Consider the following 23,159-nt stretch of genomic DNA (forward strand, 5'->3'; position numbering starts at 1 on the left):
GGCTGTTGTCTCGTTCACCCCGGGCACTACCGGCCCGACAGTTCTGATCCCCTAGGCTAGGAAGCATGATCGCAGGAATTGGCGTGGACATTGTCGATGTGCCACGTTTTGGACGCCAGCTGGAACGCACCCCCGCATTGGAAGGGCGCCTGTTTACCCCGGAAGAGCGCGGCCTGCCGCTGCGCTCGCTGGCGGCCCGTTTCGCCGCCAAGGAGGCCATTGCCAAGGCGCTGGGCGCCCCGGCGGGTATGAACTGGCAGGACTGCTCCATTATCAAGGACGCGGCCGGGGACCCGCAGGTGCACGTGACGGGTAGTGTGGCCACCGCCGCGGCGCTGCGCGGCATCCACTCCTGGCATCTGTCCCTGAGCCATGACGGAGACATGGCGGTGGCGATGGTGGTCGCCGAGCGCGCCTAGTGCCGCTACTATCCCATTGCTACCCCGCCACCCCGGCTGGGAGTTTACGACACGGGACGCCTTAAACCTCACCATGCCAAGCTACGGTGAGTATTCTGAATCTATGATCCCCGTCTTCAGTGTTGCGCAGGTCCGAACGGTTGAGAAGGCCGAAATTTCCCGGCGAGGCTCCGAGGAACTGATGAAGCAGGCAGCCGCCGCGGTCAGCGACGCGGCCGTGCAGCTGCTGCACGGCGAGCCGGGGAAGAACATTGTCGGGCTGATCGGCCCGGGCAACAACGGCGGGGACGGGCTCTACGCGCTGGCGAACCTGGCCCGCCAGGGACACAACGCCACCGCGGTGCTGCTCAGCGAGAAGTCCCACGCCCCGGCGCTGGAGGAACTGCGCACCGCCGGGGGCACCATCACCACCGCCGCGGACGCGCCGCAGGCGGCCTCCGGTGCCGATCTGGTGATTGATGCCATTTACGGTCTGGGCTACCGCCCTGGTGCCAAGCTGCCCACCGTCCCGCGCGGCGTGCCCGTGTTGGCGATGGATGTGCCCTCCGGGCTGGATGCTGCCACCGGTGCCGCGGATGACGCGGCGCTCCCCGCCGTCCGCACCGTGACGTTCGGAGCCCTGAAGGAGGGCCTGCTGACCGGTGACGGGCCGCTGCTGACCGGGGAACTGTCCCTGGTGACCCTCGACTTTGATTTTTCCGCCCAGTCCCCCATGGCCTGGCTGGTGGACCCCGAGGCTGCCGGGCAGCTGCTGGATGAACACCGCAGCTGGCGGGACGCCGCCCGCCACAAGTACCAGCGCGGCGTGCTGGGCCTGATCGCCGGTTCCGACCGCTACCCGGGCGCCGCCCAGCTGACCGCCCGTGCCGCCCTGAATGCCGGGGTGGGGCTGCTGCGCAGCCACATGCCCGACAAGGTTCAGGCCTACATGGCGGCCAGCGCCCCCGAGGCGGTGCCGCTGGGCGATCAGGAGGTCGCCGAGGCGCTCTCCCAGTCCCGACGGCACCTGCATGGACGCGGGGCGAAGATTTCGGCGTGGGCGATTGGACCGGGCCTGGACCCCTCGGGCCAGCCGTCCGAGGTGATTGGCAAGGTCTTCAGCAGCCGCCAGCCGGCGGTCATCGATGCCAGCGGGCTGGAGATTGTCCCGGCCGGACCCAGTGAGCAGCCACGGGTGCTCACCCCGCACGCCAAGGAGCTGCGGATGCTGCTGCGCCGCGCCGGGATCACCGTCACCGCCCAGGACATTGCCGAGGAACCGCAGAAGTGGACCCGGTGGGCGGCACTGTCCTACAACGCGGTGGTGCTGCTGAAGGGGCCAACGAACTACATTGTGGAGCCCGGGGGCAAGACCCTGGTGGTCTGCCACACCAGCCCGAAGCTGGCGACTGCCGGCAGCGGGGATGTGCTCACCGGTATCCTGGGCACCCTGCTCAGCGACTCCTCGCTCACCGGCGTGCAGGGCACCGCACTGGTCAGCAACCAGCGGCTGCTGGAGCTCACGGCCTGCGCCGCGGTGATCCATGGAGAGGTGGGACGCGTCGCCGCCGAGGACTCCACGGTGTGCGCCACCCGGCTGATCGAGGTGCTGCCCCGGGTGATGGCCCGCTTCGGCTTCTAGCGTCCACCAGGCAACCAAGGGCCCGGCCGCAGACCCGCAGGAGCAGTGATCCTGTGGTCTGGGGCCGGGCCCTTGGGGTTTTTGTGGATGTCCGGCGGCTCTTTTTCTGCTGTCGGGCGCCGCCGTACCTAGTTGTTGGTGCCGGGAACGGGCACCACGGTCAGTGACTGCGTCTGCAGTTCGGGGCTGGCCACCTCGAAGCGCTCCCCCGGACCGGTGATGGTCCACCCGGCTTCCCGCCACAGGGCCCGGTCCAGCACGTTGCGCCCGTCAATCAACTGACGCTGGCGCACCACGGTGCCGAGCTGTTCGGGCTGCAGTTCACGGAATTCGGCCCATTCGGTCAGCAGCAGCACCGCGTCGGCGTCCGCCGCGGCCTCCTTCCAGGAATCCACGTAGTGCAGGCGCGGGAAGCGGCGCCGGGCGTTGTCGTTGCCTTCCGGGTCATACACGGACACGTCCGCCCCGGAGTTGTAGAGCCGTACCGCGATGTCCAGGGCCGGCGAGTCACGCACGTCGTCGCTGTCGGGCTTGAACGTCACCCCCAGCACGCACACGTGCTTGCCGGCCAGGTTGTAATCCAGCATGGCCTCGGCCAGCGCGACCACCCGGTCGCGGCGGCGCAGGTTGATCTGGTCCACCTCGGCCAGGAACCCCATGGTCTGGCTCAGCCCGAGCTCGGAGACCCGGGCCTGCAGGGCACGGATGTCCTTGGGTAGGCAACCACCGCCAAAGCCCACCCCGGCGTTCAAAAAGCGCCGTCCGATCCGGGCATCATGCCCGATGGCGTCGGCCAGGGTGCGGATGTCCCCGCCCACGGTTTCGGTGACCTCGGCGAAGGCGTTGATGAAGGAGATCTTGGTTGCCAGGAACGCGTTGGCCGCAACCTTGACCAGTTCACTGGTTTCCAGGTCGGTGACCACCTCGGGGGTGTCCTGCGCCAGGATGTCGGCGTAGACCTCCCGCAGCCGGACCAGGTCCTGTTCGTTCTGCACCCCGTAGACCAGCCGGTCAGGGCGCAGCGTGTCCTTGACGGCGAACCCCTCGCGCAGGAACTCGGGGTTCCAGGCCAGGGAGATGCCGCTGCCGGGTCTGGCGGCGGCCTTGATGCGTTCGCTCAGCCGGCGGGCGGTGCCCACCGGCACGGTGGACTTGCCCACGATCAGGGCGCGGCCGGTGACGTGTTCGAGCAGGCTGTCCACCGCACCGTCCACGTAGCTCATGTCCGCGGACTGCGAGTCGGTGCGCTGTGGGGTACCCACGGTGATGAAATGGATGTCCGCCGCCGCGGCGACTTCGGCGTAGGAGTCGGTGAAGCGCAGCCGTCCGCCGGCCACGTGCTTCTGCAGCAGCTCGGGCAGCCCGGGTTCGTGGAAGGGCAGGATGCCGCGCGAGAGCGCGTCCAGCTTCTCCCGGTCCACGTCCAGGCCAATGACTTCAAAGCCCAGTTCGGCCATGCAGGCGGCATGGGTGGCACCCAGGTATCCGGTGCCGATGACACTCACGCGTAGACTCATGTTCTACCCCCATCAGTTGCTGCCCGCCGTTTGGGCGGGCCGGTGCTGGCCGCGTCGCTGTGAGTTTATGGCCCGCAGCATTCGGGCAGGGCGGGATGTTGCCCAACCAGCGGCAAACACTGGATAAATTCTCGTCCCGGACCCGGCACGGGCCGGGTCCGGGACGCAGGTGTTACAACGGTGTGTTGGCGTTCCTAGAGCGCCAGGTGCTGCAGGACCGCGGCGGCCAGCAGTTCGGCTTCGCTGCGGGCCTGTTCCTGGCTTCCGGCCTCCACCATCACCCGTACCACCGGTTCGGTGCCCGAGGGGCGCAGCAGCACCCGGCCGGTGCTGCCCAGGCGTTCCTCGGAGACGGCGACCGCGGCCATGACCTCGGCGCTGTCGTGCACGGCGGCCTTGTCCACCCCGCGCACGTTGATCAGCACCTGCGGCAGCACCGTGAGCACCTGGGCCAGTTCCTTCAGGGACTTGCCCGAGGCCTTGACCCGGGCGGCCAGCTGCAACCCGGTGAGCACCCCGTCACCGGTGGTGGCGTATTCGCTGAAGATCACGTGCCCGGACTGTTCCCCGCCCAGCGAGTAGCCTCCGGCGTTCATCTCCTCCAGCACGTAGCGATCCCCCACCCCGGTTTCCCGGATGGTGATCCCGTTGGCTTCCATGGCCAGCTTCAGGCCCAGGTTGCTCATGACGGTGGCGACCAGCACGTCATCCTTCAGCTTGCCCTGTTCCTTCAGGGCCAGGGCCATGATGGCCATGATCTGGTCCCCGTCGATGACGGTGCCTTCGTGGTCCACCGCCAGGCAGCGGTCCGCGTCCCCGTCGTGGGCGATGCCCAGGTCCGCGCCGTGCTCCACGACAGCGGCCTGCAGCTTCTCCAGATGGGTGGAACCGTAGCCGTCATTGATGTTCACGCCATCGGGTTCGGCCCCGATGACCACGACCTCGGCACCGGCTGCGTTGAACACCTCCGGGGAGCAGCCCGAGGCGGCGCCGTGGGCGCAGTCCAGCACCACTTTCAGCCCGTCCAGGCGGTTGGGCAGGGTCTGCAGCAGGTGGATGACGTAGCGGTCCTCAGCGTCGGCGAAACGCGAGACCCGTCCCACCGCTCCCCCGGTGGGGCGCGGCGGCTCCATCTGCAGGCACGCCTCGATGGCGTCCTCCAGCGAGTCGTCCAGCTTCTTCCCGCCGCGGGCCAGGAACTTGATGCCGTTATCGGGCGCCGGGTTGTGGGAGGCGGAGATCATCACGCCAAAGTCGGCCCCGAGGTCGCCCACCAGGAATGCGGCGGCGGGGGTCGGCAGCGTGCCGGCGTCCTTTACGTCCACACCGGAGGCCGACAGGCCCGCTTCAATCGCAGCGGAGAGGAAGTCGCCGCTGATGCGCGGGTCCTTGGCCACTACGGCTACCGGGCGTCGGCCGTCTTCAGACTGGCTCAACCCCAGAACCACCGAGGCGGCTTGCGACAGACGCATCGCCAGCTCCGGTGTCAACAGTTCATTCGCTTTTCCACGGACCCCATCGGTCCCAAATAACCTTGCCATCGTCCACCATCATATGCCTTGAACGGGGCGAAAAAGCGCTGATTTGGGTGCTGGAACCCCATTCGTGAGTGAAATTTGATGCTCGTCGCACCGCCCGGGCAGCGGTTTTTCACATTAGTGCTTTAAAAGGGACGAACCCCACACCCGGAAGATCCCGGGAATGGGGTTTGTCCTGCGCAGGTACTGCTTAGCGCTTGGAGAACTGCGAGGCCTTGCGGGCCTTCTTCAGACCGGCCTTCTTGCGCTCGATGACGCGGGCGTCGCGAGTCAGGTAACCGGCCTTCTTCAGGGTCGGACGGTTGGCGTCGCGGTCGATCTCGTTCAGCGCGCGGGCGATGCCCAGGCGCAGTGCACCGGCCTGGCCGGAGGGGCCACCGCCGTGGATGCGGGCGAACACGTCGTAGGAACCTTCAAGGCCCAGGACCTTGAACGGCTCGTTGACGTCCTGCTGGTGCAGCTTGTTCGGGAAGTAGGTTGCCAGGTCGCGACCGTTCAGGGTCCAGGTGCCGTTGCCCGGCACCAGGCGCACGCGGGCGATGGCCTGCTTGCGGCGTCCCACGGCTCCACCGGACACGGTCAGCGGCGCGCGCTCGACGTCGCCGCCGGCAGCTGCGGCCGGGGCCGACTCGGTGGTGTAGGTCGACGGGGTGTCGCCTTCGAATTCGTTGATCTCTTCAGCGTTCTGAGCCACGATTATCTCCTAATAAGTTTTTCTTCTCGGGGCCAGGACTACTGGGCGACCTGGGTGATTTCGAACGGCTTCGGAGCCTGGGCCGCGTGCGGGTGCTCAGCGCCACGGTAGACCTTCAGCTTGCTCAGCTGGGCTGCGGCGATCTTGTTCTTCGGCAGCATGCCCTTGATGGCCTTCTCGACAGCCTGAACCGGGTTCTTCTCCAGCAGTTCGGCGTAGTTCGAGCTCTTCAGACCGCCCGGGAAACCGGAGTGGCGGTAAGCGCGCTTCTGCACCAGCTTGTTGCCGGTCAGGGCAACCTTCTCAGCGTTGATGATGATGACGTGGTCGCCCATGTCCATATGCGAGGCGAAAGTAGCCTTGTGCTTGCCGCGCAGCAGGGTCGCTGCTTCGACAGCCAGGCGGCCGAGCACAACATCGGTGGCGTCAATGACGTGCCACTGACGAGTCTGGTCAGCTGGCTTAGGGGTGTACGTACGCACAGTAATTGCCTTACGTTGATTCGTTTCTGGTCAAACAGCTGCAGGTGTCATGGCGTGAGATCCATCAGGGACAAGCACTGTCGTGTTTACTTTGTGTCAGGACCAGTACGTCAGGTGAGGACTGATTTAACCGGCCGTCCAGGTGGTGTTCGCATGCCCAGCAGACCAGCGGCTATGCAACTAAGCCGTCACGCTGTGGCATGTAGTGTCGAACGTGGACATACACAACTTTCACAAGTTTAGCCGATTAATGGGCCAGCACACAATTCGGCTAGTGGGCCTGGTGGGGCCCAAATGCCCGCAATGACGGGTATTTTCCGTCACAGTCCCCAAGCCCACCTGTCAATCAGCTACCGCCCGGATTCCGCCGAAGTGCTCTTCGCCGGGTGCTCTTCGTGGCCCTGAGCGGTGGCGGTGCCTTCCTCCACGAGCGCCCCGGTGGCCTCATCGGCGCGGCGCCGGGCCCTGGTCTGCTCGGCCCGGGCCAGCAGCTGCCCGGCCTGCGGGTAGCGCACCTCCTCCAGGACCAGGGCGCGGGGGTGGGCCAGTTTCGTCTTCGAATCGCGCACCATGGCCTGCAGCCGGTCGGCGAGGAAGCCCTGGGTTTCCCGCCCGTCCCCCACCATCAGCGCGGCCCCGATCAGGGCGCGCACCATGTTGTGGCAGAAGGCGTCCGCGACCAGGTGGGCGGTGATGATCCCGTCTCCGCCCCTGGTAAAGGAGAACTCCTGCAGGGTGCGGATGGTGGTGGCATCGGGGCGGGGCTTGCAGTAGGAGAGGAAGTCGTGGCGGCCCAGCACGCTGCGCGCCTCGGCGTCCATCAGCTGCACATCCAGTTCCTCCCGGTGCCACATGGTGATCTGCCGGGTCAGTGGGTCCCAGCGGTGCAGCCCGTCCGCAATGCGGTAGGAGTAGCGGCGCTGCAGGGCCGAGAAGCGGGCGTCAAAGCCCGGCTCGGCCACGGCCGCGTCATGGATGAGCACGGCCCCCTCCTGGCTGGCCAGGATCCCGTTCAGCCGGCGCACCAACGCCTTGGCGGGGCTCAGCGGTGAGCGCCGCGGCAGCGCCTCGTATTCGGTGGGGGTCAAATCAAAGTGGACCATCTGGTTCCGGGCGTGCACCCCGGCGTCGGTGCGCCCGGCCACAACCACCCGGACCTGGCGCCGCACCAGGGTGGCCAGCCCCTCCTCGATCAGCTGCTGGACCCCGAGCACGTTTGGCTGCCGGGCCCACCCGTGGAACTGGGAGCCGTCATAGCCCAGGCGCATCCGCATCCGCACCGTGGCCGGTTCGCTGGAACCGGACGCCACGGTGGCGCCCAGCGGGTGGGTTTCGGGTGCTGGGGTGCTCATGGGTTCCATTATCCAATCTGTGTCCGGCGTCCTGCCAAATCCGGTGGTGGTCCCGCCCGCCGTTGCGGGCAGGCGCAGCAACCTCGAGAAGAGCAGCGGGCTTTGGTGGGCATTTAAGCACCGAACCCCGGAAGCATGCGCTTCCGGGGTTCGGTGACCGAGGTGGCCCGTGCGTGCGGGCCGTGGGCCTTAGGCCTCTTCGGTGGCCTCAGGGGCGGCGTTCTCGGCAGCCTTTTCGGCTTCCTTCACGACGGCCTGCTTCGGCGAAACCGGCTCCATGACCAGTTCGATGACAGCCATCGGGGCGTTGTCGCCCTTGCGGTTGCCGATCTTGGTGATGCGGGTGTAGCCGCCTTCGCGGTTGGCCATCACCGGGGCGATGTTCTCGAACAGCTCGTGAACGATCGACTTGTTGGTGCGGCTGCGCGATGCGATCACGGACTGCACGCGACGACGCGAGGCCAGGTCTCCGCGCTTGGCGAAGGTGATCAGGCGCTCGGCGTGCGGGGCCAGGCGCTTGGCGCGGTTCAGGGTGGTGGTGATCTGCTTGTTCTCGAACAGCTGGGCAGACAGGTTGGCGAGGATCAGTCGCTCGTGAGCTGCGCTGCCGCCGAGACGCGGACCCTTGGTGGGGGTTGGCATTGGTGTTCTCCTAGATGAATAATCCTGCGCTCCCGGCCCTTAGGCCGGGAACCCGGATGAAGTTATTTGTCGCCAGACGCGGTGCCTAGAGGCTGCCGTCGCCGTAGACATCCTCGCCGTCTTCCATGGCGGCACGGCTGCCCATGTCGAACCCCGGAGGGGAATCCTTCAGGGACAGGCCGAGGTCTACAAGCTTTGCCTTGACTTCGTCAATGGACTTGGCACCGAAGTTGCGGATGTCCATCAGGTCGGCCTCCGAACGCGTGACCAGTTCACCCACGGAGTGGATGCCCTCGCGCTTCAGGCAGTTGTAGGAACGCACGGTCAGTTCCAGGTCCTCGATCGGCAGCGCCATGTCGGCAGCCAGGGCTGCGTCGGTTGGCGACGGGCCGATCTCGATTCCCTCGGCTGCGGTGTTCAGCTCGCGGAACAGGCCGAACAGCTCCACCAGGGTGGTGCCGGCCGATGCCACGGCGTCGCGCGGGGAAATCGACTCCTTGGTCTCCACATCAACGATCAGGCGATCGAAGTCGGTGCGCTGCTCAACACGGGTGGCCTCCACGCGGAAGGTCACCTTCAGCACCGGCGAGTAGATCGAGTCGACCGGGATCCGGCCAATCTCGCTGTCGGCGCTCTTGTTCTGGGCGGCGGACACGTAGCCACGGCCACGCTCAATGGTCAGTTCCATGTCGAACTTGCCGTTGGCGTTCAGGGTGGCGATGTGCAGATCTGGATTGTGGAACTCAACACCGGCAGGCGGGGTGATGTCCGCTGCGGTGACGACGCCGGGGCCCTGCTTGCGCAGGTAAGCGACGACCGGTTCATCGTGCTCGGAGGACACGGACAGGTTCTTGATGTTCAGAACCAGTTCGGTGACGTCTTCCTTCACACCGGCTACGGTGGAGAACTCGTGCAGTACGCCGTCGATGCGAACGCTGGTGACGGAGGCACCAGGGATCGAGGACAGCAGGGTACGGCGAAGCGAGTTACCTAGGGTGTAGCCAAAGCCCGGCTCCAGCGGTTCGATGACGAACCGGGAGCGATTCTCGGAAACAACTTCTTCGGTCAGGGTTGGGCGCTGCGTAATGAGCACTTACATTTCCTTTCGGCGAGCGTCCGCTATATGACGCAACACGGGGGTGGAAACGACGGTAGCCTCTGCGGCGTACGTCTGTTGCAGGTGTGAGGCCTGGAAGCCGGCCCTCGCCGGGGCGGGGGCGGCTTCCAGGTCTCTTCCTGACGGCTGAGTTAGACGCGGCGACGCTTTGGCGGGCGGCAACCGTTGTGTGCGCTCGGGGAAACGTCCTGGATGGACCCAACCTCAAGGCCGGCGGCCTGCAGCGAGCGGATCGCGGTTTCGCGTCCCGAGCCCGGGCCCTTGACGAAAACGTCAACCTTGCGCATGCCGTGCTCCTGGGCACGCTTGGCAGCCTGCTCGGCGGCCATCTGTGCGGCGTACGGGGTCGACTTGCGCGAACCCTTCATGCCGACCTCACCGGCCGAGGCCCACGAGATCACAGCACCGGTCGGGTCGGTAATCGACACGATGGTGTTGTTGAAGGTGCTCTTGATGTGCGCCTGGCCCAGCGCGATATTCTTTTTGTCCTTGCGACGCGGCTTACGCACCGCTCCACGAGTCTTTGGGGGCATTTCTTCTCCTACGAAAAAGTTTTTGGATCTAGACCGCTAGGAATTAGCGGGTCTTCTTCTTACCGGCGACGGTACGCTTCGGGCCCTTGCGGGTACGGGCGTTGGTCTTGGTGCGCTGACCGTGAACCGGCAGACCCTTGCGGTGGCGAATACCTTCGTAGGATCCGATTTCGACCTTGCGGCGGATGTCGGCCTGAACCTCACGGCGCAGGTCACCTTCCACCTGGTAGGTGCCTTCGATGAAGTCACGCAGCTGAACCAGCTCAGCGTCGGTGAGATCCTTCACGCGAGTATCCGGGTTGATTCCGGTTGCTGCGATGGTCTCTTCTGCACGGGTCCTGCCCACGCCGTAGATGTAAGTCAACGCGATGATCACGCGCTTTTCGCGTGGGATGTCCACGCCTGCTAAACGAGCCATAAGTGGCTACCTTTCAACGTTCGGAGGTCTTCAGCAGCACCTTCCCACCGAAGTGGTCCCCAGCCTCCGAAACCGGGGGTGTGCATCGCGCGTATTCGATGCGGTGCTGCCATTTCTTGACTACGCGTGGGACAAATCCGTAAGGGATTTAGCCCTGACGCTGCTTGTGGCGTGGGTTCGAGCAGATCACCATAACGCGACCATTGCGGCGAATCACCTTGCAATTGTCGCAGATCGGCTTCACGCTGGGGTTAACCTTCAAGGGTTTACTCCTCTTGCGGTTGCAGTTATTTTTGGAGCGGTAAACAAGCCTGCCTCAAGACAATGCTCAAGCGGCCGTCCGGGTGATCATTCACTGGACGTCCGCAAGATCGCTGTCTCAAAAACTACTGATTTACTTGTAGCGGTAAACGATACGACCTCGGTTGAGATCGTATGGGCTCATTTCTACCTGCACCCGGTCCTCTGGGAGGATTCGAATGTAGTGCTGGCGCATTTTACCCGAGATAGTTGCAAGCACGACGTGCTTGTTGGGCAGTTCGACGCGGAACATTGCGTTCGGCAATGCTTCGGTCACTGTGCCCTCTACCTGGATGACACCTTCCTTCTTGGCCATTTTCCCCGCTAACTTTGGTAGTTGCCGCCGGCGGCGGCAACAAGTAATTGGTTCCGGAAGCCTGTTTCAGTGGTTCCGCGCAGCCCTTGCGAGCTTTTGGGTGCACTTAAATAGACAACCAACAGTCAAGAATACGCCATGGGCGGGCGTGGCGACAAATCGATTCGGCCGCTTAAAAGTGTTAGATCCGGCACCTCGGTGCCGGATCCATGCCGCGGTTACGGCTTGATGGGTGAGGGGCTCACGCCGAAGGGCTCCAGCCCCGCCGCTCCCCCGTCGTGCGCGGTGAGCACCCAGATCCCGCCCAGGTGCACGGCCACGGTGTGCTCCCACTGGGAGGCGTTCTGCTTGTCGTTGGTAACCACGGTCCAGTCATCATCCAGCACCGAGGTGGCCAGCTTGCCGCGCACCAGCATCGGTTCGATGGCCAGGGCCATGCCGGGCTTGACCCGCGGGCCGCGGTGGCCGCTGTTGTAGTTCAGCACGTCCGGGGCCATGTGCATGGCCGAGCCGATGCCGTGCCCGCAGTACTCCTCCAGGATGCCCAGGCGCGGGCCGGGCTGGGCGTGCACGTACTTTTCGATGGCCTCACCGATCTGCCCGACGAAGCGGGCCTCTGCCAGGGCGGCGATGCCGGCCCACATGGCCTGCTGGGTGATCTCGCTCAGCCGGCGGTCGGCCTCGTCCACGTCGCCCAGCAGCACGGTGCGCGCCGAGTCGGCGTGCCAGCCGTCCACGATGGCCCCGCCGTCGATCTTCAGCACATCCCCGTCCTTGAGCACGTATTCGCTGGGGAAGCCGTGGACCACCTCGTGGTTGACCGAGGCGCAGATGGTGGCCGGGAACCCGTGGTAGCCCAGGAAGTTGCTGGTGGCGCCGTGGCGTTCGAGCACCCCGGCGAAGACCGCGTCGACCTCCTTGGTGGTGATGCCCGGCTGGGCGGCGGCGACGGCCTCATCCAGGGCCTCGGCCAGCACCAGGCCGGCTTCGCGCATCTTCAGAATCTGCGCATTGGACTTGTATTCGATTTTCGGCTGTCCGAAAGCCACGGGTTCTCCCTTTGCTGTGTCCCAGTCCCGGTGGGCCGGGTGGGACGGTGTTCCTGAAAATGGCCAAGGACCGTACCGCGCCCGCCGTTGGGCGGCTCGATACGATCCTTGGCCGGTAGCGCCTTGCGTACTAGGCGTTCACGTTCAAGGCGGACAGGACGCGGTCGGTGACCTCGTCGATGGCCCCGATCCCGTCGACCTTGCGCACGATGCCGCGCTCCTCATAGCGGTCGACCACGACCTGGGTCTCCTCGTGGTAGAGGGCCAGGCGGTGGCGGATGACCTCTTCGGTGTCATCGGCGCGGCCTTCGATCTCGGCGCGCTTGAGCAGGCGGGCAACCAGCTCGTTGTCATCGGCGGTCAGCTGCAGCACGCCGTCCAGCTTCTGCCCCTGGGCGGCCAGGATCTCATCCAGCGCGTCCACCTGGGCGCTGGTGCGCGGGTAGCCGTCCAGCAGGAAGCCGTCCTTCACGTCCTGCTGGGCCAGGCGGTCACGCACCATGTTGTTGGTGACCGAGTCCGGCACGAAGTTGCCGGCGTCAATGTACTTCTTGGCCTCCACGCCCAGCGGGGTTCCGCCCTTGACGTTGGCGCGGAAGATGTCACCGGTGGAGATCGCCACGATCTGCAGGCGCTCGGAGATCTTTTCGGCCTGAGTGCCCTTGCCGGCCCCGGGAGGTCCGATAATCAACAGTCGAGTCATCGCAAAAGTCCTTCGTAGTGTCGTTGCTGCATCTGAGCATTAATCTGCTTGACGGTCTCCAGGCCCACACCAACCATGATGAGGATCGAGGTCCCGCCAAATGGGAAGTTTTGGTCGGCGTTGAACAAAACGAATGCGATCAATGGGATCAACGCAACGACTGCCAGGTAGAGCGATCCGGGGAAGGTCACTCGGGAGATCACGTAGTTCAGGTAGTCCGCGGTCGGCTTGCCGGCACGGATGCCGGGGATGAACCCGCCGTACTTCTTCATGTTGTCCGCCACCTCAACCGGGTTGAAGGTGATGGCCACATAGAAGTAGGTGAAGCCAATGATCAGCAGCGTGTACACGGCCATGTACCACGGCGAGGAGGTGGCCGAGTGGGTCTGCAGCCACAGGGCCCAGTCCGGCAGGGTGCCGTCGTCACGGACGTTGAACTGCACGATCATCTGCGGCAGCGCCAGGATGGAGCTGGCGAAGATCACCGGGATCACGCCGGCCATGTTCACCTTGATCGGGATGTAGGTGGAGGTTCCTCCCACGGTGCGCCGGCCGATGGTGCGCTTGGCGTACTGCACCGGCACACGGCGCTGGGACTGTTCCACGAACACCACCAGGGCGATGACCAGCAGGCCGATCAGCAGCACTCCGGTGAACACACCCCAACCCTGGGAGCGGCCGATGGCGCCCATGGCGGAGGGGAAGCCGGAGGCAATGGAGATGAAGATCAGGATCGACATGCCGTTGCCGATGCCGCGTTCGGTGATCAGCTCACCCATCCACATGATCAAACCGGTGCCTGCGGTGAGCGTGATGATCATCAGCAGGATCACGATCAGGCTCTCGTCGGGCACCAGCGGCAGCTGGCAGCCCGGGAACAGGGTGCCGGTGCGTGCCAGGGTGACCAGGGTGGTCGCCTGCAGCAGGCCCAGGGCGATGGTCAGGTAGCGGGTGTACTGGGTCATCTTGGCCTGGCCGGCCTGACCCTCCTTGTGCAGCTGTTCGAAGTGCGGGATCACCACACGCAGCAGCTGAACGATAATGGCCGCGGTGATGTACGGCATGATACCCATGGCGAAGACGGAGACCTGCAGCAGTGCTCCACCGCTGAACAGGTTCACAAACTGGTAGATGCCACCGGTGGTTTCACCCTGTGCCAGACACTGCTGAACGTTGCTGTAGTTGACTCCCGGAGCCGGGACGAACACACCCACACGGTAGATCGCAATAATACCGAGCGTGAACAGCAACTTGTTGCGCAGATCAGGCGTCCGAAAAACTCGGGCTATGGCGCTGAACAAGCGTCCTCCTGACGTATTTGCCTGAGCCTGGTCTGCAGACTCTTGCGTTGACTTTATGAATTCTAGCGGTTCCTGGCACCGGCGCGCCAAATAGGCGGCACAGCATGGACGTAATTTCCCCCGAACTCCCACCCTAGTCCACGGTGGTGATCGGTTCCGGCGCTCAGGTCAGGTGCTGTAAATGTGGCAAGGCCCCGGTGAATCCGTGCAGTACGGATTCACCGGGGCCTTACCGTGGTTCAAACCCTGTTTAGAGGGTGGTCACCGAGCCGCCGGCAGCGGCGATCTTCTGTTCGGCGGATGCCGAGAAGGCGTTGGCCTTCACGTCAACCTTGACCGAGATCTCGCCGGTGCCCAGCACCTTGACCGGCTCGTTCTTGCGAACGGCGCCCTTGGCAACCAGTGCCTCGACGGTGACTTCGCCACCCTCGGGGAACAGTTCGTTGATCTTGTCCAGGTTCACAACCTGGTACTCGACGCGGAACGGGTTCTTGAAGCCACGCAGCTTCGGCAGACGCATGTGCAGCGGCAGCTGACCGCCGGCGAAGCCTGCCTTGACCTGGTAGCGGGCCTTGGTGCCCTTGGTACCGCGGCCTGCGGTCTTACCCTTGGATGCCTCACCACGACCCACACGGGTCTTGGCGGTCTTGGCACCTTCGGCCGGACGCAGGTGGTGGACCTTGAGTGCGTTTTCCTTTTCAGCCATGTTTACTTAGCCTCCTCAACCTTCACCAGGTGTGGGACCTTGTTGAGCATGCCGACGGTCACCGGGTCTGCGGTGCGGACAACGGTGTGCCCAACACGCTTCAAACCGAGTGAACGAACGGAGTCGCGGTGGCCCTGCTTAGCACCAATGACGGACTTGGTCTGGGTGATTTCCAGCTTGGCGTCGCTTGGGACAATGTTCGCCATTGCCTATGCACCTGCCTTCTGGGTCTGGATGTGGTGGATCATTGCGGCCGGGGCAACCTCGTCCAGAGGCAGCCCACGACGGGCAGCCACAGCCTGCGGCTCTTCCAGAGCCTTCAGGGCTGCAACGGTGCCGTGCACAATGTTGATCTGGTTCTGCGAACCCATCGACTTGGACAGCACGTCGTGGATGCCGGCGCATTCCAGCACCGCACGCACCGGACCACCGGCGATAACGCCGGTACCCGGGGAGGCCGGACGCAGCAGCACAACGCCTGCAGCGTCTTCGCCCTTGACCAGGTGCGGGATTGTGGTGCCAACGCGCGGAACGCGGAAGAAGTTCTTCTTCGCTTCCTCGACGCCCTTGGCAATGGCCGCGGGAACTTCCTTGGCCTTGCCGTAGCCGACACCTACGGTGCCGTTGCCGTCACCGACAACGACCAGTGCGGTGAAGCTGAAGCGGCGACCACCCTTGACAACCTTCGAAACGCGGTTGATGGTGACCACACGCTCAAGGAACTTGTCCTTGTCTTCGTTGCGGTTTTCACGGTTATCGCGACCACGACCACGGCCACCCTCATTACGACGGCCACGGCCCTCGTTGCGACGAGAGTTGTTGTTGTCGTTAGCCGCTGCAGTTTCCACTGCCTCGGTAGCTTCAGACACCTGAGTTTCCTTCTCGTTAGTTGATTCGCTCACAGTGCCAGCCCACCTTCACGAGCGCCGTCTGCCACGGCGGCAACGCGACCGTGGTACTTGTTTCCACCGCGGTCGAAGACAACTGCCTCGATGCCAGCAGCCTTGGCGCGCTCGGCTACGAGCTCGCCAACGCGCTTGGACTTAGCGGTCTTGTCAGCTTCCAGGGCGCGCAGGTCGGCTTCCATGGTCGAAGCGCTGGCCAGGGTGATGCCCTTCGAGTCGTCCACGATCTGTACGAAGATGTGGCGAGCCGAACGGTTGACAACCAGGCGCGGGCGGACCGAGGTGCCAACGAGGCGCTTGCGCACACGCAGGTGACGGCGGCCGCGGGCTGCGGACTTGCTCTTGCCCTTGATTCCGATAGCCATAATTACTTACCAGCCTTTCCGACCTTGCGGCGGATCTGTTCGCCGGCGTAGCGAATGCCCTTGCCCTTGTAAGGCTCGGTCTTACGCAGCTTGCGGATGTTGGCAGCAACCTCGCCGACCTGCTGCTTATCGATGCCAGCAACGGTGATCTTGTTGTTGCCCTCGACGGTCAGGGTGATGCCCGCCGGTGCCTCAACGCTGACCGGGTGCGAGTAGCCCAGAGCAAGCTCCAGGTTGGCGCCCTTGGCCTGGACACGGTAACCGGTGCCGTGGATTTCGAGCTTCTTCTCGTAACCCTGGGTGACGCCGATGATCATGTTTTCGATCAGGCTGCGGGTCAGGCCGTGCAGCGAACGCGATTCGCGCTCGTCGTTCGGGCGGCTGACGGTGAGGGTGGTTTCCTCCAGGGCGACGGTGATCGGCGCTGCAACAGTCAGCGACAGTTCACCCTTCGGGCCCTTGGCGGTGACGTCCTGTCCGTCGATCTTCAGGTCGACGCCGGCAGGAACGGTAATCGGAAGACGTCCAATACGTGACATTGTGTATTCCCTTCCTTCCCGTTACCAGACGTAGGCGAGGACTTCCCCACCCACGCCCTTCTTTGCAGCCTGGCGGTCAGTAAGCAGACCGGAGGAGGTGGACAGGATAGCGATGCCCAAGCCACCGAGCACGTGCGGCAGGTTGGTGGACTTTGCGTAAACGCGCAGACCTGGCTTGGAGATGCGACGGACGCCGGCGATCGAACGCTCGCGCAGCGGACCGTACTTCAAAGTGATGGTCAGCTTCTTGCCGACTTCTGCGTCCTCTTCCTCGAAGGAGGCGATGTAGCCCTGTTCCTTGAGGATGTTGGCAATGCGAACCTTCAGCTTGCTCGACGGCATCGAAACGCTGTCGTGGTATGCCGAGTTGGCATTGCGCAGACGAGTCAGCATATCTGCGACTGGATCTGTCATAGACATGTGGGCTTCAGCCCTTCCTCGTTACGGTTTCCTTTGTATCGGACCTGTAACGTAGTGAGTTTAGTTTTCGGTCTTGAACGGGAAGCCCAGTGCCTTGAGCAAGGCGCGGCCTTCGTCGTCATTCTTGGCGGTGGTCACCACGGTGATGTCCATACCACGAACGCGGTCGATCTTGTCCTGATCAACTTCGTGGAACATCGACTGCTCGGTCAGGCCGAAGGTGTAGTTTCCGTTGCCGTCGAACTGGCGGTCGCTCAGTCCGCGGAAGTCGCGGATACGCGGCAGCGCCAGGGTGATCAGGCGGTCAACGAATTCCCACATGCGGTCGTTGCGCAGGGTGGCGTGGGTACCGATCGGCATGCCTTCGCGCAGCTTGAACTGAGCGATGGACTTGCGAGCACGGGTGATCACTGGCTTCTGACCGGTGATGGCCGTCAGGTCGCGTACGGCGCCTTCGATGATCTTCGAGTCCTTGGCGGCTTCGCCCACACCCATGTTCACGACGACCTTGGTCAGGGTCGGAACCTGCATGGGGTTGGAGTAGTTGAACTGCTCCTGCAGCGCCGGACGGATGTCGGCGGTGTACTTTGCCTTCAGACGTGGCTGGATCTTGGTGGCTGCTTCAGTCATTACAGATCCTTTCCGGAAGCCTTGGCGTAACGGATGCGCACAGTCTTGCTCACACCGTTCTTCTCTACGGTTTCCTCGCGGAAACCAACGCGGGTCGGCTTCTTGGTTTCAGGATCCACCACGGCAACGTTCGAAACGTGCATGGGGGCCTCGACAACCTCGATACCGCCGGTGGTCGAACCGGATTCGGTCTGACCGGCCTTGGTGTGCTTGGTGACGCGGTTAACGCCTTCCACCAGGACGCGCTGGGCGGCCGGGAAGACCTTCAGGACCTTGCCCTGCTTGCCGCGGTCGCCGCCGCTGATGACCTGAACCAGGTCGCCCTTCTTGATCTTTGCACCCATGGTTACAGCACCTCCGGAGCCAGGGAAACGATCTTCATGAACTTCTTGTCGCGAAGCTCACGACCCACTGGGCCGAAAATACGGGTACCGCGAGGCTCACCCTCGTTCTTCAAGATCACCGCAGCGTTCTCGTCGAACTTGATGTAGGAACCGTCAACGCGACGGATTTCCTTCTTGGTGCGAACGATGACGGCCTTGACGACGTCACCCTTCTTCACGTTGCCGCCAGGAATTGCGTCCTTGACGGTAGCGACGATGGTGTCGCCGATGCTTGCGTAGCGACGCTTCGAGCCGCCGAGAACACGAATGGCAAGGATTTCCTTGGCACCGGTGTTATCGGCAACCTTGAGTCGCGACTCCTGCTGAATCACTTATTACTCCTGTCGTCTCGCTGGTTCTCGTGAACGAGCCTTGCGGAACGGATAATGGTCTCCCCGATACGATCGCTTACCCCCACCGGCGAGGGCGCACCGAATGCTGATCCCAAATGGCGGCAGGGCCGAGGCGTAAAATACCGGGGTCGTGCTGCGGGCGGAAACATGTTCCCACACCGCTGCAGCGTGCCGAAGGTGGATAGTCCTCGGACACAATGCGCACAAGTATCTATCCTATCCCAGATTCGCGCTGTTCCGAAATGGTGTGGTAGGGGCCGGCAACGCGTGATTCGTCACAGTACCGGCCACTGCGGGAGGGACGTCAAGGCATGGATGTGAGCACGCAGAAACGCACCGGAAGCAGTGCTGCGCGACCGGTGCGCTGGCTCGAATAATCGCGGCATATTCAACCGGGTTACTCGGTGCCCGCCTGTTCCTGCGCCCACTGTGCCACCCGACGGTTGCTTTCCTCCTCGGTGAGGTCCTCGACCCGGCTCATCACCGACCAACGCACCCCGAACGGGTCACGGATGGAGGCATAGCGGTCCCCCGAGACGAACGTGGTGGGCGGTTCACGCAGCACCGCCCCCGCGGCGAGGGCGCGCTCGAGCACCTCATCCACATTCGGGCAGTACAAGCCCAGCGAATAGCAGGCCTCCTCCCCCGCTGGCGGTGGCACCAGACCGAACTGGGGGCTGGGAACGCCCAGCTGCAGGTGGCCTTGGCCGAAGTCCAGGTCGGCGTGGACCAGCACGCCGCCCATCTCAGTGACGTCCACCAACCGGGCGCCAAAGATCTCACGGTAGAACTCAACGGCCTCCCGGGCGTTTTCGATGGCCAGGAAGGGGGTCAGGCTGGTCGCCCCGTGGGGCGTCCCGTTGGTGGTGTGCGCTCCAGTGACCCCGCGCATCGGGGTGTTTTCTGTGCTCATGCATTCAGGTTAGGGCCCGGCCGTCGTAGGATTCTTGCAAATATGCGACATTCGCCGGGACGGCCCGAGAAGCACGTGGAGGTTCACATGGCAGGGGAAGCCGGAGACGAGCGGGGCGTGCTCTACCCTGCGTCGCTGCCCCACTTCGAACGCCACGACCCTCCGCCGTCCTTGGCCGAGACGGTCCAGTGGTTCTGGCTGGCGCGGTGGGACTTGGCCCCAAACCAGGTACGTCGCCAACAACTGCTGACCTTCCCGACGCTGAACCTGGTCGTGCAGCCCGGCTCCGTCTTGCTGAGTGGGCCCAGCACCGGCACCTCGCATCGGGACCTGGAAGGCAGGGGCTGGGTGCTGGCCGCACTGCTGCAGCCGGCGGCCGCCGAACAGCTGGGTGTGAACCCTGCCGCGCTGGCGGGTCGGGAACTCCCCTTCCCACAGCCCGCACTGCAGGGCCGGGTTGAAGCCCTGATGGCTCACGCCGTTCCAGCGTCTGACGCTTTCGAAGCCATCGAAGTGCTCGCCCGATGGCTCGCAAAGCTGCCGAAACCCAGCGACACCGGGCTGCTGACCAATCGCATGCTGCGGTTGGTTGCCACCAACCGTTCGATGACCCAGGTGTCAGACCTGGCCGATGCCCTGGATGTGGGCGTACGCAGCCTGCAGCGCCTGAGCGCCGCCCATCTCGGTGTCCCGCCTTTGCAGGTTATTCGTCGCTACCGTGTGCAGGAGGCGGCGATGCGGTTGCGGGGGGAGCCCGGGTTGTCCCTGGCCCGGTTGGCCGCCGAACTGAGCTATACGGATCAGGCCCACTTCGCCACGGACTTCCGCCGGTTCATTGGCCTTACCCCTGGAAGTTATCAACGCCAGGCCGCTGCTTCCTCGTCGTAATTCACCTAGCGCGTTGTTCCGCCCTCGCCTCGGTAGACCGGTGGCGTCCAGGACGTTGCTGTCGCGCTGAAGCCGGTGAACGCGTGGTTATGAAGCTTGCCTGCCCCCGTTGCTCAGTGGTTCGCGGGGCTTCCTGGGCCGGACGGCAGTACCTAATTGAACCAGCCGGTGCACGGAAGATTCTGGAAGGGGGTGGCTCCCGGACCGCAGTTCTCCCCCGCTATATTGGCAAGCGGGGTTACTCGTTGTCCGTGTTTCAAGCGGCCTTCCGAATCAATCCATCGGTCCGTTCTTGGACATGGACCAACTTCACTGGAATAGCGCCCTACTTCGGGTAACAAATGGCGACGTGCGGACATGTATAGGTATGAGCACCTCAAAAACAAGGCAGGAGCGGGAGACACGGTTCTCCGGGCTATACGAGCTGGTGTACACCGACGTACTCCGCTTCGTGCAACGCCGGGCTGGTCCCGAGCACGCCGAGGATATCGTCCACGAAGCCTTCCTCGTTACTTGGCGCCGCTGGGATGACCTTCCAACCGAACACGAGGACGCCCGAGCCTGGATGTTCGCAGTCGCGCGGAACTGCATGTTGAACAACGTGCGCGGGGAAAAACGTCAAGGAGCGCTGGTTGTCAGGATCGCTGCCCACGCTTCAGCTTTTACCGATGCAGCAACCGAGTTAGTCAATGAACACGTCGATTTGGTCTCAGCTTGGCGCCAGTTGCGGCCCCTCGACCAAGAAGTGTTGGCCCTTGCAATCTGGGAAGAGCTTCCCTCGTCCAAGGCCGGACAGGTTCTGGGGATTTCATCGGCCGCCTACCGCCTTCGGCTTCATCGTGCGCGCAAGTCTCTGCGCCGCATGCTCGATGCTTCTGCATCCCCTAACTCCTTTGCCGAATTCCTCATGATGGAGTCATAGACATGAACAAGAACAAGAATGCACAAATGGAAGCTTGTCGCCTCCTGGATGCGGCCCCCAGCGGCAGTCTGAACGAGTCCGAACGAACCAAAGCCAACGCAGGGCTGCAACAAATCCTCGCGAGTGATCCCGATGATGAGCGAGTTAACGATCACCGGTCCCACGCGCTCCGCTCCCATCCGGTACGTCGGATAGCGACACCCGTTGCGGTGGCCGTGGCGGCCGCCGTCACCGCAACGGTGGTACTTTTTCCCGGGCCGGGGGCCAATGATGCGGCCTACGCATCGTGGACTGCCGACCCCGGAACCATCAGCGCCGCCGACCGTGCCGTGGCCGATTCCGCATGCCGGGGTCGCCTGGATCTGGCATCTGCCCAGTTAGACCTCGCCGAACGACGCGGTGAATGGGTGGTCCTGCTGTATACCGCTTCTTCCGAGCATATGGCTGGTATGTGCCTTGCTCACCTGCCAGTCGGTGCACCACAAGCCGACACCATTGATTCCAGCCGGGCAGGCGGAGACCAGGGTTTCCTTCCCGTCGGCGGGGAATTCACTGAAGGGAACATTGCCGAGTTCCGTGGCCGCAACGCTTTCGGGTTCCCAGAACGGCCCGACGTTGCCCTGACCCATGGGAACGTCGGTGAGGACGTGAAAGCCGTGTCCATCACTACTCCGGACGGCCAAGTGGTAGAAGCTACGGTTCAGGACGGCCGATACGCCGCATGGTGGCCAGGAAAAGCCTTTGGCACCCGTTTGGAGGGTAATGGCGGGCCGGCACCTGCGCTGTCCTACACGATAACCCTGGAGGACGATACCGTCATCCGGGACGCCTCCCCCAGGAATCCGGCTTAGCACCGCAGCGATATGCGTGGTTGCGACCTTGTACCCTGTGCACTGCCGTTCGGTAGTTCGTCACAGTCATCACGCCTGCCGGGGTCTGAGGTACTGGATATCCAAGCTCATACTGGGTGTGATGATGTGCCTTGGAAATACCTTTGCCGGGCGGCCGCCCGGCAACGCGGCTGCCCGGCATCTGGTTATCGGCGGGCATGGGTTATTTCAGGAATTGAGTCCCAGCAAATCTCGTGCCTGTGGGACACGGTTGACGGTCATTTAGGTCTGCCGCGTCGATGCTGGAGGATTGAGGAATGAAGCGGATCGTTGAATGGTGGAATAGGCAGCAGGTTCCGCTCTATCTGTTGGCCATCGGCGTAGGAGCGGTCCTGGGGCTAAGTGCACCGCAGCTGGGCCCGGCGTTAGAGCTTGGGATCGAGCCGATTCTGATGCTCCTATTGTTCGCAACCTTCCTCGGGGTGCCTTTGGTCGAGGTCGCACGTTCGTTTGGAGATTTCCGGTTCTTGGGTACGGTCCTGGTCGCGAATTTCGTGTTCGTGCCCGCTATCGCCTGGGCCCTCTCACGTTTCGTGGCTGATGATAAAGCGCTGCTGCTCGGAGTGTTGCTCGTGTTGCTTACCCCGTGCATTGACTACGTCATCGTGTTTACGGGTCTAGCTGGTGGCGCGCGCTCACGTTTGCTTGCGGCGGCACCCCTGCTGATGCTCGCCCAAATCCTGTTGCTGCCCGTTTACCTTTTCTTGTTCGTTGGCGCAGAAGTGCTGTCGGTCATTGAGATTGGGCCATTTGCCAAGGCCTTCTTCTTGCTGATCGTGCTACCGCTCACCGCCGCGGCCGCCGTGCAAAGCGTTTCCCGACGCCATCAAGTGGGAAGAGCCGTCGAAGAAGTCATGGCGGGCGCGATGGTGCCGCTAATGATGGCCACGCTCTGCGTGGTTCTCGGATCACAGATCGCGGCCGTGGGGTCGCAGATCGGCTCGCTTGCCCGCGTAGTTCCTCTATATGTTGTCTTCGTGGTTGCCGCTCTTGCCATCGGCCGGCTGGCGGGCAAGACCACCGGGCTCGATGTGCCGTCCACGCGTGCCGTGATGTTCTCGGCCGCCACCCGCAACTCCCTGGTGGTGCTTCCCTTGGCGCTCGCGCTACCGGCCCCGCTGGGGATCGCCCCGCTAGCGGTAGTGACGCAAACCCTGGTCGAGTTGGTCGCAATGGTGGTGCTTGTGCGGCTCGTTCCGATGCTTACGCCCGAGGAAGGCCGGCAGGTCGTTTAGCTTTCGCC

Annotated in this window: 29 protein-coding genes and 1 pseudogene; 6 read left to right on the forward strand and 24 right to left on the reverse strand. The window is 63.7% G+C overall.

Annotated features, from left to right (window positions below; translation table 11 throughout):
• Window positions 1-65: 65 nt before the first annotated feature.
• Together GcLGCM259_RS10545 and GcLGCM259_RS10550 are read left to right on the forward strand one after the other, a co-directional pair.
• On the forward strand, window positions 66-419 hold the full coding sequence (locus GcLGCM259_RS10545) for a holo-ACP synthase (protein ID WP_138177255.1): 354 nt from the start codon (window positions 66-68) through the stop codon (window positions 417-419).
• Window positions 420-600: 181 nt separating this feature from the next.
• Window positions 601-2,040, forward strand: a complete 1,440-nt coding sequence (locus GcLGCM259_RS10550; protein ID WP_175419399.1) for an NAD(P)H-hydrate dehydratase — start codon at window positions 601-603, stop codon at window positions 2,038-2,040.
• A gap of 128 nt (window positions 2,041-2,168) precedes the next feature.
• Here GcLGCM259_RS10550 and GcLGCM259_RS10555 read toward each other — a convergent pair whose 3' ends face one another.
• From GcLGCM259_RS10555 to GcLGCM259_RS10670, 24 genes and pseudogenes are all read right to left on the reverse strand, one after another.
• Window positions 2,169-3,557, reverse strand: a complete 1,389-nt coding sequence (locus GcLGCM259_RS10555) for a UDP-glucose dehydrogenase family protein (RefSeq protein ID WP_138926596.1) — start codon at window positions 3,555-3,557, stop codon at window positions 2,169-2,171.
• Between the two features lie 194 nt (window positions 3,558-3,751).
• Window positions 3,752-5,098 (reverse strand): phosphoglucosamine mutase, encoded by a 1,347-nt coding sequence (gene glmM / locus GcLGCM259_RS10560; protein WP_138177246.1) that lies wholly within the window; start codon window positions 5,096-5,098, stop codon window positions 3,752-3,754.
• A gap of 187 nt (window positions 5,099-5,285) precedes the next feature.
• A complete protein-coding gene (rpsI, locus tag GcLGCM259_RS10565; RefSeq protein WP_138177243.1) occupies window positions 5,286-5,789 on the reverse strand; it encodes a 30S ribosomal protein S9 in 504 nt (167 codons plus the stop codon).
• Between the two features lie 38 nt (window positions 5,790-5,827).
• Entirely contained in the window at window positions 5,828-6,271 is a 444-nt protein-coding gene (rplM, locus tag GcLGCM259_RS10570) for a 50S ribosomal protein L13 (RefSeq protein WP_138177241.1), read from the reverse strand.
• Window positions 6,272-6,621: 350 nt separating this feature from the next.
• Complete coding sequence (truA, locus tag GcLGCM259_RS10575; protein ID WP_138177238.1) at window positions 6,622-7,623, reverse strand: tRNA pseudouridine(38-40) synthase TruA; 1,002 nt, start codon at window positions 7,621-7,623, stop codon at window positions 6,622-6,624.
• Between the two features lie 195 nt (window positions 7,624-7,818).
• A pseudogene (rplQ, locus tag GcLGCM259_RS10580) lies at window positions 7,819-8,265 on the reverse strand (50S ribosomal protein L17); the annotation flags it as partial.
• 85 nt (window positions 8,266-8,350) lie between these two features.
• Window positions 8,351-9,358 (reverse strand): DNA-directed RNA polymerase subunit alpha, encoded by a 1,008-nt coding sequence (locus GcLGCM259_RS10585; RefSeq protein WP_054821340.1) that lies wholly within the window; start codon window positions 9,356-9,358, stop codon window positions 8,351-8,353.
• Window positions 9,359-9,513: 155 nt separating this feature from the next.
• Window positions 9,514-9,915: a 30S ribosomal protein S11 gene (gene rpsK, locus GcLGCM259_RS10590; RefSeq protein WP_138177232.1), complete on the reverse strand. Its 402-nt coding sequence runs from the start codon at window positions 9,913-9,915 to the stop codon at window positions 9,514-9,516.
• A 43-nt stretch (window positions 9,916-9,958) separates the two neighbouring features.
• Window positions 9,959-10,333 carry a 30S ribosomal protein S13 gene (gene rpsM / locus GcLGCM259_RS10595; protein WP_054821342.1) on the reverse strand — a complete coding sequence of 125 codons (375 nt, stop codon included), beginning with the start codon at window positions 10,331-10,333 and terminating at the stop codon, window positions 9,959-9,961.
• A 148-nt stretch (window positions 10,334-10,481) separates the two neighbouring features.
• Window positions 10,482-10,595 carry a 50S ribosomal protein L36 gene (gene rpmJ / locus GcLGCM259_RS10600; RefSeq protein ID WP_138177229.1) on the reverse strand — a complete coding sequence of 38 codons (114 nt, stop codon included), beginning with the start codon at window positions 10,593-10,595 and terminating at the stop codon, window positions 10,482-10,484.
• Window positions 10,596-10,727: 132 nt separating this feature from the next.
• Window positions 10,728-10,949 carry a translation initiation factor IF-1 gene (gene infA, locus GcLGCM259_RS10605; RefSeq protein ID WP_054821343.1) on the reverse strand — a complete coding sequence of 74 codons (222 nt, stop codon included), beginning with the start codon at window positions 10,947-10,949 and terminating at the stop codon, window positions 10,728-10,730.
• A gap of 218 nt (window positions 10,950-11,167) precedes the next feature.
• On the reverse strand, window positions 11,168-11,998 hold the full coding sequence (gene map / locus GcLGCM259_RS10610; RefSeq protein ID WP_138926597.1) for a type I methionyl aminopeptidase: 831 nt from the start codon (window positions 11,996-11,998) through the stop codon (window positions 11,168-11,170).
• Between the two features lie 130 nt (window positions 11,999-12,128).
• Window positions 12,129-12,701, reverse strand: a complete 573-nt coding sequence (locus GcLGCM259_RS10615; RefSeq protein WP_054820648.1) for an adenylate kinase — start codon at window positions 12,699-12,701, stop codon at window positions 12,129-12,131.
• Entirely contained in the window at window positions 12,698-14,002 is a 1,305-nt protein-coding gene (gene secY, locus GcLGCM259_RS10620) for a preprotein translocase subunit SecY (protein WP_138177223.1), read from the reverse strand. The genes GcLGCM259_RS10615 and secY overlap by 4 nt, the downstream gene beginning before the upstream one ends.
• A gap of 250 nt (window positions 14,003-14,252) precedes the next feature.
• A complete protein-coding gene (rplO, locus tag GcLGCM259_RS10625) occupies window positions 14,253-14,708 on the reverse strand; it encodes a 50S ribosomal protein L15 (protein ID WP_138177219.1) in 456 nt (151 codons plus the stop codon).
• A 2-nt stretch (window positions 14,709-14,710) separates the two neighbouring features.
• Window positions 14,711-14,914 (reverse strand): 50S ribosomal protein L30, encoded by a 204-nt coding sequence (gene rpmD, locus GcLGCM259_RS10630; protein WP_054820646.1) that lies wholly within the window; start codon window positions 14,912-14,914, stop codon window positions 14,711-14,713.
• A 3-nt stretch (window positions 14,915-14,917) separates the two neighbouring features.
• Window positions 14,918-15,610: a 30S ribosomal protein S5 gene (gene rpsE / locus GcLGCM259_RS10635; RefSeq protein WP_138177216.1), complete on the reverse strand. Its 693-nt coding sequence runs from the start codon at window positions 15,608-15,610 to the stop codon at window positions 14,918-14,920.
• Window positions 15,607-15,978, reverse strand: coding sequence for a 50S ribosomal protein L18 (rplR, locus tag GcLGCM259_RS10640; RefSeq protein ID WP_054820645.1), 372 nt, complete (start codon window positions 15,976-15,978; stop codon window positions 15,607-15,609). Before rplR ends, rpsE begins: the two co-directional genes overlap by 4 nt.
• A gap of 2 nt (window positions 15,979-15,980) precedes the next feature.
• Entirely contained in the window at window positions 15,981-16,517 is a 537-nt protein-coding gene (rplF, locus tag GcLGCM259_RS10645; protein WP_138177213.1) for a 50S ribosomal protein L6, read from the reverse strand.
• Window positions 16,518-16,538: 21 nt separating this feature from the next.
• Window positions 16,539-16,937: a 30S ribosomal protein S8 gene (rpsH, locus tag GcLGCM259_RS10650; protein ID WP_054820643.1), complete on the reverse strand. Its 399-nt coding sequence runs from the start codon at window positions 16,935-16,937 to the stop codon at window positions 16,539-16,541.
• A 60-nt stretch (window positions 16,938-16,997) separates the two neighbouring features.
• Window positions 16,998-17,567, reverse strand: a complete 570-nt coding sequence (rplE, locus tag GcLGCM259_RS10655; RefSeq protein ID WP_054820642.1) for a 50S ribosomal protein L5 — start codon at window positions 17,565-17,567, stop codon at window positions 16,998-17,000.
• Window positions 17,567-17,911 carry a 50S ribosomal protein L24 gene (rplX, locus tag GcLGCM259_RS10660; RefSeq protein WP_138177210.1) on the reverse strand — a complete coding sequence of 115 codons (345 nt, stop codon included), beginning with the start codon at window positions 17,909-17,911 and terminating at the stop codon, window positions 17,567-17,569. The genes rplE and rplX overlap by 1 nt, the downstream gene beginning before the upstream one ends.
• 2 nt (window positions 17,912-17,913) lie before the next feature.
• Window positions 17,914-18,282 (reverse strand): 50S ribosomal protein L14, encoded by a 369-nt coding sequence (rplN, locus tag GcLGCM259_RS10665; protein WP_054820641.1) that lies wholly within the window; start codon window positions 18,280-18,282, stop codon window positions 17,914-17,916.
• Window positions 18,283-18,700: 418 nt separating this feature from the next.
• Window positions 18,701-19,216 (reverse strand): VOC family protein, encoded by a 516-nt coding sequence (locus GcLGCM259_RS10670; protein ID WP_217496529.1) that lies wholly within the window; start codon window positions 19,214-19,216, stop codon window positions 18,701-18,703.
• Window positions 19,217-19,303: 87 nt separating this feature from the next.
• Here GcLGCM259_RS10670 and GcLGCM259_RS10675 point away from each other — a divergent pair, with 87 nt between their 5' ends.
• The 4 genes from GcLGCM259_RS10675 (at window position 19,304) to GcLGCM259_RS10690 (ending at window position 23,151) form a co-directional block, all read left to right on the forward strand.
• Complete coding sequence (locus GcLGCM259_RS10675; RefSeq protein WP_175419400.1) at window positions 19,304-20,104, forward strand: AraC family transcriptional regulator; 801 nt, start codon at window positions 19,304-19,306, stop codon at window positions 20,102-20,104.
• 367 nt (window positions 20,105-20,471) lie between these two features.
• A complete protein-coding gene (locus tag GcLGCM259_RS10680) occupies window positions 20,472-21,026 on the forward strand; it encodes an RNA polymerase sigma factor (protein WP_138926599.1) in 555 nt (184 codons plus the stop codon).
• A gap of 2 nt (window positions 21,027-21,028) precedes the next feature.
• Window positions 21,029-21,877: a hypothetical protein gene (locus GcLGCM259_RS10685; RefSeq protein ID WP_138926600.1), complete on the forward strand. Its 849-nt coding sequence runs from the start codon at window positions 21,029-21,031 to the stop codon at window positions 21,875-21,877.
• Window positions 21,878-22,173: 296 nt separating this feature from the next.
• Window positions 22,174-23,151 (forward strand): arsenic resistance protein, encoded by a 978-nt coding sequence (locus GcLGCM259_RS10690; RefSeq protein WP_138926601.1) that lies wholly within the window; start codon window positions 22,174-22,176, stop codon window positions 23,149-23,151.
• The last annotated feature ends 8 nt before the right edge of the window (window positions 23,152-23,159 follow it).

The sequence above is a fragment of the Glutamicibacter creatinolyticus genome (genome assembly GCF_006094275.1).
Lineage (GTDB): Bacteria > Actinomycetota > Actinomycetes > Actinomycetales > Micrococcaceae > Glutamicibacter > Glutamicibacter creatinolyticus.